At 68.5% G+C, this 6,609-nt stretch carries 6 protein-coding genes and 2 pseudogenes; 7 read left to right on the top strand and 1 reads right to left on the bottom strand.

The genetic code is table 11. The features are described 5' to 3' along the window. A pseudogene (locus tag AC2W7M_RS17135) lies at window positions 1-160 on the top strand (ModD protein); the annotation flags it as partial. Window positions 161-175: 15 nt separating this feature from the next. On the opposite strand, the gene AC2W7M_RS17140 reads toward AC2W7M_RS17135, so the two are convergent. Beyond that, complete coding sequence (locus AC2W7M_RS17140) at window positions 176-310, bottom strand: TOBE domain-containing protein (protein WP_486133526.1); 135 nt, start codon at window positions 308-310, stop codon at window positions 176-178. 372 nt (window positions 311-682) lie between these two features. Between AC2W7M_RS17140 and AC2W7M_RS17145 the strand changes: the two genes are divergently transcribed. The 6 genes and pseudogenes from AC2W7M_RS17145 (at window position 683) to sucC (ending at window position 6,596) form a co-directional block, all read left to right on the top strand. Continuing rightward, entirely contained in the window at window positions 683-1,003 is a 321-nt protein-coding gene (locus AC2W7M_RS17145; RefSeq protein ID WP_486133527.1) for a HesB/IscA family protein, read from the top strand. 127 nt (window positions 1,004-1,130) lie between these two features. Then, window positions 1,131-2,292 (top strand): annotated as a pseudogene (gene nifV, locus AC2W7M_RS17150) (homocitrate synthase). Between the two features lie 3 nt (window positions 2,293-2,295). Continuing rightward, window positions 2,296-3,078: a serine O-acetyltransferase gene (gene cysE, locus AC2W7M_RS17155; protein ID WP_486133529.1), complete on the top strand. Its 783-nt coding sequence runs from the start codon at window positions 2,296-2,298 to the stop codon at window positions 3,076-3,078. 43 nt (window positions 3,079-3,121) lie between these two features. Further along, entirely contained in the window at window positions 3,122-3,460 is a 339-nt protein-coding gene (nifW, locus tag AC2W7M_RS17160) for a nitrogenase stabilizing/protective protein NifW (RefSeq protein ID WP_486133531.1), read from the top strand. A 744-nt stretch (window positions 3,461-4,204) separates the two neighbouring features. Next, the gene (gene mdh, locus AC2W7M_RS17165) at window positions 4,205-5,170 is read left to right on the top strand and encodes a malate dehydrogenase (protein ID WP_486133533.1); all 966 of its coding nucleotides are present in this window, start codon (window positions 4,205-4,207) and stop codon (window positions 5,168-5,170) included. Between the two features lie 223 nt (window positions 5,171-5,393). After that, on the top strand, window positions 5,394-6,596 hold the full coding sequence (gene sucC, locus AC2W7M_RS17170) for an ADP-forming succinate--CoA ligase subunit beta (protein ID WP_486133535.1): 1,203 nt from the start codon (window positions 5,394-5,396) through the stop codon (window positions 6,594-6,596). Window positions 6,597-6,609 lie beyond the last annotated feature (13 nt).

The raw sequence follows: 6,609 nt of genomic DNA on the forward strand, positions 1-6,609 counted from the left end.
TGGCCGCCGCGGGCCAGTCCGCCGCGATCGCGGCGGCGGGCGGGGTGAATGCCGCCAACGCGGCCGACTACGCGGCGGCGGGCGCGCGCGTGCTCGTCACGTCCGCCCCCCTATTTGGGCCAAACCCGCCGACGTCCAGGTGACCATATCCGCAGCGTGACGGCGGACCGGACGGCTACTTGCCCACCAGGATGCTGGACGCCTTGATGATGGCGACCACCTCGTCGCCCACGGCCAGCGACATGGACTTCACCGAGTCTTCGGTGATGTGCGAAACGAGCACGTTGCCACCGCCGATATCGATGGTCACCTGGCCGGAATGGGGCCGTGATCCACCGCGATCACCTTGCCCTTGATCTGGTTGCGCGCGCTGATCCTCATTGTCCGGCCCTTGTGTCTTCCTCCGGCACGGCGCCGGCGGGATACATATATACCGATAGATATAGGATGGAGAAGACCCGCAAGGCTTTGCGGCCTACGTGCTTTTACGGAGGTGGTCCGCCCCCGCCTGTCGCGAACCCGCCAAGGCGCAACGAGGCCGGCCGGCACCACGAGCAGCTGTCGCAAACGCGACATCTGCTGAATTCTATTCAAATATTTGATTTTTATTGATTTCCAACTCTGGCACACGGCTTGCGAGGTACAGCCCCAGAACCGTATCGCCGTTTTGGGGACGAGACCGATGATCACCCTCACCCACAATGCCGCGACCGCCGTGAAGGCCGCCATCTCCCGGTCGCCGGACGCCATGGAAGGCATGCGCATCCGCGTCGAGGAAGGCGGCTGCGCCGGCTTCAAATACACCATGCAGCTCGAGGCCACGGCGCTCGCCGACGACCTGGTGCTGGAGCAGGAGGGCGTCAAGCTCTTCATCGACGGGCGCTCGCAACAGATGGTGCAGGGCATGCAGATCGACTTCGTCACGTCGCTGCACGCCTCCGGCTTCGTGTTCGAGAATCCGAACGCCAGCAACCAATGCGGCTGCGGCAAGTCCTTCAGCTGATGCAAGTCTTTGTCGCCGCGCCGCCGCAGGGGGCGGCAGGGAGGGCATGATGCTCGCGAAGTCTCCGTCGAATTCCTCCGGCCGATCCCCGCGGCCCGCCCCGTCCGCCAATCCGCTGGACCTGGGCATGGCGCGCACGGTGCTCCTCAACGACACCACGCTGCGCGACGGCGAGCAGGCGCCGGGCGTCGCCTTCTCCCGGCGGGAGAAGATCGAGATTGCGGAGGCGCTCGCCGCCGCCGGCGTGCCGGAGATCGAGGCCGGCACCCCCGCCATGGGCGACGACGAGGTGGAGACGATGCGCTCCATCGCGTCCCTGAACCTGCCCCTGCGTGTGGTCGCCTGGTGCCGCATGAGCGAGGACGACCTGATGGCGGCAGTGGCGGCCGGCGTCACCGCGGTGAACCTCTCCATCCCCTCCTCCGACCGGCAGCTGAAGGGCAAGCTCGGCCGCGACCGCGAGTGGGCGCTCGGCACCCTGCGCCGGGTGGTGGGCCTCGCCCGGCGGCTGGGCTTCACGGTGGCGGTGGGCTGCGAGGACGCCTCGCGCGCCGACCAGGAATTCCTGTGCCGCATCGCCGAGACCGCGCGCGAGGCCGGCGCCTTCCGCCTGCGGCTTGCCGACACGCTGGGCGTGCTCGATCCCTTCTCGGCCTATGCGCTGGTGCGGCGGGTCGCCAATGCGACGGACCTGGAGATCGAGTTCCACGCCCACGACGACCTCGGCCTTGCCACCGCCAACACGCTGGCGGCGGTCTCCGGCGGGGCGCGCCACTGCTCGGTCACCGTCACCGGGCTCGGCGAGCGCGCCGGCAATGCCGCGTTGGAGGAAGTCGCCATCGCTTTGCGCCAGACCGCGCGAGTCAGACGGCCTCGATCCCGTCGCCCTCAGGCCGCTCGCCGAACTGGTGGCCCGGGCTTCCGGCCGGCCGCTCGCCCGCTCCAAGGCGATCGTCGGCGACGACGTGTTCACCCACGAATCCGGCATCCATGTCGCCGGCCTCCTGAAGGACCGCGCCACCTACGAGGCGCTGAGCCCGCAACTGCTCGGCCGCGACCACCGGGTGGTGCTGGGCAAGCATTCGGGCCTGGCCGCCATCGCCAAGGCGCTCGCCGACGAGGGCCTCGCGGTAGACGAGGCGCGCGGGCGGGTCATCCTCGCCCGGGTGCGCGCCTTCGCCACCCGAACCAAGCAGAGCGTGTCGCCCGAGGTGCTGCGCCGCTTCTACGAGGACAGCTTCACCGAGGAGGCGCTGCGCCGCCGCCACGCCGCCGTGATGGGGGCCTGAGCCATGATCATGGGTCCCCGCAAATGGCGCGGCACCAAGGTGCCCCCACCCGCGCTCGGCGAGCCGCCGGGCGCCGACGCCCGCTCGACCTCCACCTGGCAGCTCATCCGCGAGGATGTGGCCTGCGTGAAGGCGCGCGACCCGGCGGCCCGCGCCACGTTCGAGATCGTGCTCACCTATCCCGGTGTGCACGCCATCGTCTGGCACCGGCTCGCGAGCCGGCTGTGGCGGCGCGGCATCAAGTTCCCGGCGCGCTTCCTGTCGTGGCTCGGGCGGTTCCTGACCAATGTGGACATCCATCCCGGCGCCACCATCGGCCGGCGCTTCTTCATCGATCACGGCGCCGGCGTGGTGATCGGCGAGACCGCGGAGGTGGGCAACGACGTGACGCTCTATCACGGCGTCACCCTGGGCGGGACGTCCTGGACCGCCGGCAAGCGCCACCCGACGCTGAAGGACGGCGTGCTGGTGGGCGCGGGGGCCAAGATCCTCGGCCCTATCACCGTTGGCGCCGGCTGCCGGGTGGGCGCGAATTCCGTGGTCATCGAGGATGTGCCGCCGCACATGACCGTGGTGGGCATCCCCGGCAAGGTGGTGAAGGCGCTCGCCGAGCGGCGCAAGCTCGGCGACGGCCGCATCGACCTCGAGCACCACCTGATGCCGGACCCGGTGGGCGAGGCGATCGTCTCGCTGCTGGATCGGATCGAGTTCCTGGAGGCCCGCCTCACCCATCTCCAAGGCGAGTTGCACAGGACGCGCGGCCCGGCCACGGATGCGGCGGCCTGAGGGCGGCACGGCACGGTTTGGACGTTCAGTTCGGAGGTTTGAGATGTCGGTGCTCGATCGGTTGCAGACGCTCTCCAGCGCGGAGGAGTTCTTCGACACCCTCGGCGTCGGGTATGAGCCGCAGATTCTGCACGTGGCGCGCCTGCACATCCTGCGCCGCATGGGCCAGTATTTGGTCTCCACCGATTTCTCCGGCCTCGGCGAGGACGAGGTCTTCGCCGCCGCCAAGACCAACCTGGAACGCGCCTATGAGGATTTCTGCACCTCGAGCCCGATCGCAGAGCGCGTGTTCAAGGTGCTGCGCGAGAACGATCCCGACCGGCCGCCGGCACCGAAGCCCTCGCCCGCTTTCGTCCCCCTGTCGTCGCTGACGGGAAGCTAGAGCACGCGCCATCACACTGCCGCGCAAGGCCGATCGGACACCGCGTCTGTGTCAAGTGTTTAGAGGGCGATTCACCGATCAGACTGGTCCCATTTGATCGGATCGCGCTCTCGGAGGACCACGGAACACCACCTGCTCCGCTCCGGCTTCGGTCCGGACGGGCGGACTGGCTGCCCTCCCCTCGCTGTTGTTTGATCCGGCATTGCGAGGGTCCCCTTTGATTGATCGCCCCGCCGTTAGGCGGATGCGCGGGGAGGGCAGAGACTTTCGGGGCCGGCGCCGCAGGCGTGCCGGCCCTACCGCGCTGCCGCCCTCCCGTTGCGCGGGGAGGCGGCGGGCCGCCCTCCCTTCGCATATTTCTTCCAGGCATTGCGAAGGTTCCCCCCATTTTTGAGCGCCGGGTCGGCCGGCGATCACGAAGGGAGGGCGGCATTCGGTCCCCGTCGGCCGGTCCGGCCAGTCCACGAATGCCGCGAATGCGTGCGCACCGCCCGTGTTCACAAGAGCTCCCGGCAGCGCTGCCGCCGCCGCCGCACGCCCTGCCGGCAGGAGGAGCCGGAACAGGGGGCACACACCCGCCACCCACCCTGACCTATTCGTCCCATGGCGGCGCGTCATCTCCCTGAAATGGCGCGCATGCCACTATTTGTGCAGCGCGGCCGGCTTGAACCCCCTGGCGGATGGGAGTAGTCAAGCGCCGGCTCCTGCGACCTCTTGTGCAGGCGCCTCCCCGAGGACAGTTGGATGGCCCGAAGCAAGATCGCCCTCATCGGGGCCGGCCAGATCGGCGGCACGCTCGCCCTTCTTGCCGGGCTGAAGGAGTTGGGCGACGTCGTGCTGTTCGACGCGGCAGAGGGCGTGCCCCAGGGCAAGGCGCTGGATCTGGCCGAGCTTGCCCCCATCGAGGGCTTTGATGCCCGCATCCTCGGCGCCAACAGCTATGACGCCATCGCGGACGCCGACGTGGTGATGGTGACCGCGGGGGTGCCGCGCAAGCAGGGCATGAGCCGCGACGACCTGCTGGCGATCAACCTGCGCGTGATGGAACAGGTGGGCGCCGGCATCGGCAAATATGCCCCCGATGCCTTCGTCATCTGCATCACCAACCCGCTCGACGCCATGGTGTGGGCGCTGCAGCGCTGGAGCGGCCTGCCCCCGCACCGGGTGGTGGGCATGGCCGGCGTGCTGGACAGCGCACGGCTGCGCTATTTCCTGGCCGAGGAGTTCGACGTCTCGGTGGAGGACGTGACCGCCTTCGTGCTCGGCGGACACGGCGACGCGATGGTCCCGCTGATGCGCTACTGCACCGTGGGCGGCATCCCGGTGCCGGATCTGGTGCGCATGGGCTGGACCAGCGAAGAGCGGCTCGCGGCCATGGTGGAGCGCACCCGCGACGGCGGCGCCGAGATCATCACGCTGCTGCGCACCGGCGCCGCCTTCTATGCGCCGGCCGCCGCCGCCATTGCCATGGCGGAGAGCCACCTCAAGGACAAGAAGCGCCTGCTGCCGGCGGCGGTCTATCTTTCCGGCGAATACGGCCTGAAGGACATCTATGTGGGCGTGCCGGCGGTGATCGGCGCCCATGGGGTCGAGCGCGTGGTGGAGGTCCATCTCGACCGCGCCGAGCGTGCCCAGTTCGAGAAGTCGGTTTCCGCCGTGGAAACGCTGGTGGATGCCTGTTTGAAGATCGCGCCCGGCCTCGGGCGCTGATCGGCCAATGGGATTGGCGGCACGCCGCAAGGGGTGCCGTCTTCATGCCGGGGCTTTCCGCTCCGGACAAGGTGAGGAGACGAATGTTCCGCTCCCTGGCGTGCGGTCCGTGCGCTCGTTGTCGGGATGGTGGCGGGCCATGGCCGTCGGGACCGACCGGGTCCGCACGGCCATCCGCCTCGGGGGGAAGGGGCACTTCGCAACCCTTTAGGGGACGAAGCTGATGAATATTCACGAGTACCAGGCCAAGGCGCTCCTGAAGAAATACGGCGCCCCGGTCTCGCGCGGCGTGCCCGTGCTGAAGGTCGAGGACGCGGAAGCGGCCGCCAAGGAGCTGGGCGGCCCGCTCTGGGTGGTGAAGTCCCAGATCCACGCCGGCGGACGCGGCAAGGGCAAGTTCAAGGAGCCCGAGGCCGGCGAGAAGGGCGGCGTGCGCCTCGCCAAGTCCGTCGACGAGGTGAAGCAGTTCGTCTCCCAGATGCTGGGCAAGACGCTGGTCACCATCCAGACCGGCCCGGCCGGCAAGCAGGTGAACCGCCTCTATATCGAGGACGGCTCCGACATCGAGAAGGAATTCTACCTCTCGCTGCTGGTGGACCGCGCCACCTCCCGCGTCGCCTTCGTGGTCTCCACCGAAGGCGGCATGGACATCGAGGAAGTGGCCCACGCCACGCCCGAGAAGATCCTCACCTTCTCGGTGGACCCGGCGACCGGCGTCGAGGGCTTCCACGGCCGCAAGGTGGCCGACGCTCTGGGCCTGTCCGGCGAGCTCGCCAAGCAGGCCGGCAAGCTGGTGGCGGTGCTCTACAAGGCCTTCACCGAGATGGACATGGCCATGCTCGAGATCAACCCGCTGATCGTCACCAAGGACGGCCAGCTGCGCGTGCTCGATGCCAAGGTCACGTTCGATTCCAACGCCCTCTTCCGCCATCCCGAGCTCGCCGAGCTGCGCGACCTCACGGAGGAGGACGAGAAGGAGATCGAGGCGTCCAAGTACGACCTCGCTTACATCGCGCTCGACGGGACCATCGGCTGCATGGTCAACGGCGCCGGCCTCGCCATGGCGACGCTCGACATCATCAAGCTCTACGGCGAGGAGCCGGCGAACTTCCTCGATGTGGGCGGCGGCGCCAACGAGGAGAAGGTGACCGCGGCGTTCAAGATCATCACCGCCGACCCGAACGTGAAGGGCATCCTGGTCAACATCTTCGGTGGCATCATGAAGTGCGACGTAATCGCCAACGGCGTGCTCGCCGCGGTGAAGGCGGTCGGCCTCAAGGTGCCGCTGGTGGTGCGCCTGGAAGGCACCAACGTCGAAGAAGGCAAGAAGATCATCCGCGAGAGCGGGCTGAACGTGATCCCCGCCGATGACCTGGACGATGCGGCGCAGAAGATCGTCGCGGCTGTGAAGAAGGAAGCTGCGTGATGTCCGTGCTCAT

The organism is Xanthobacter sp. BG11Y11_SDJG (assembly GCF_057364445.1).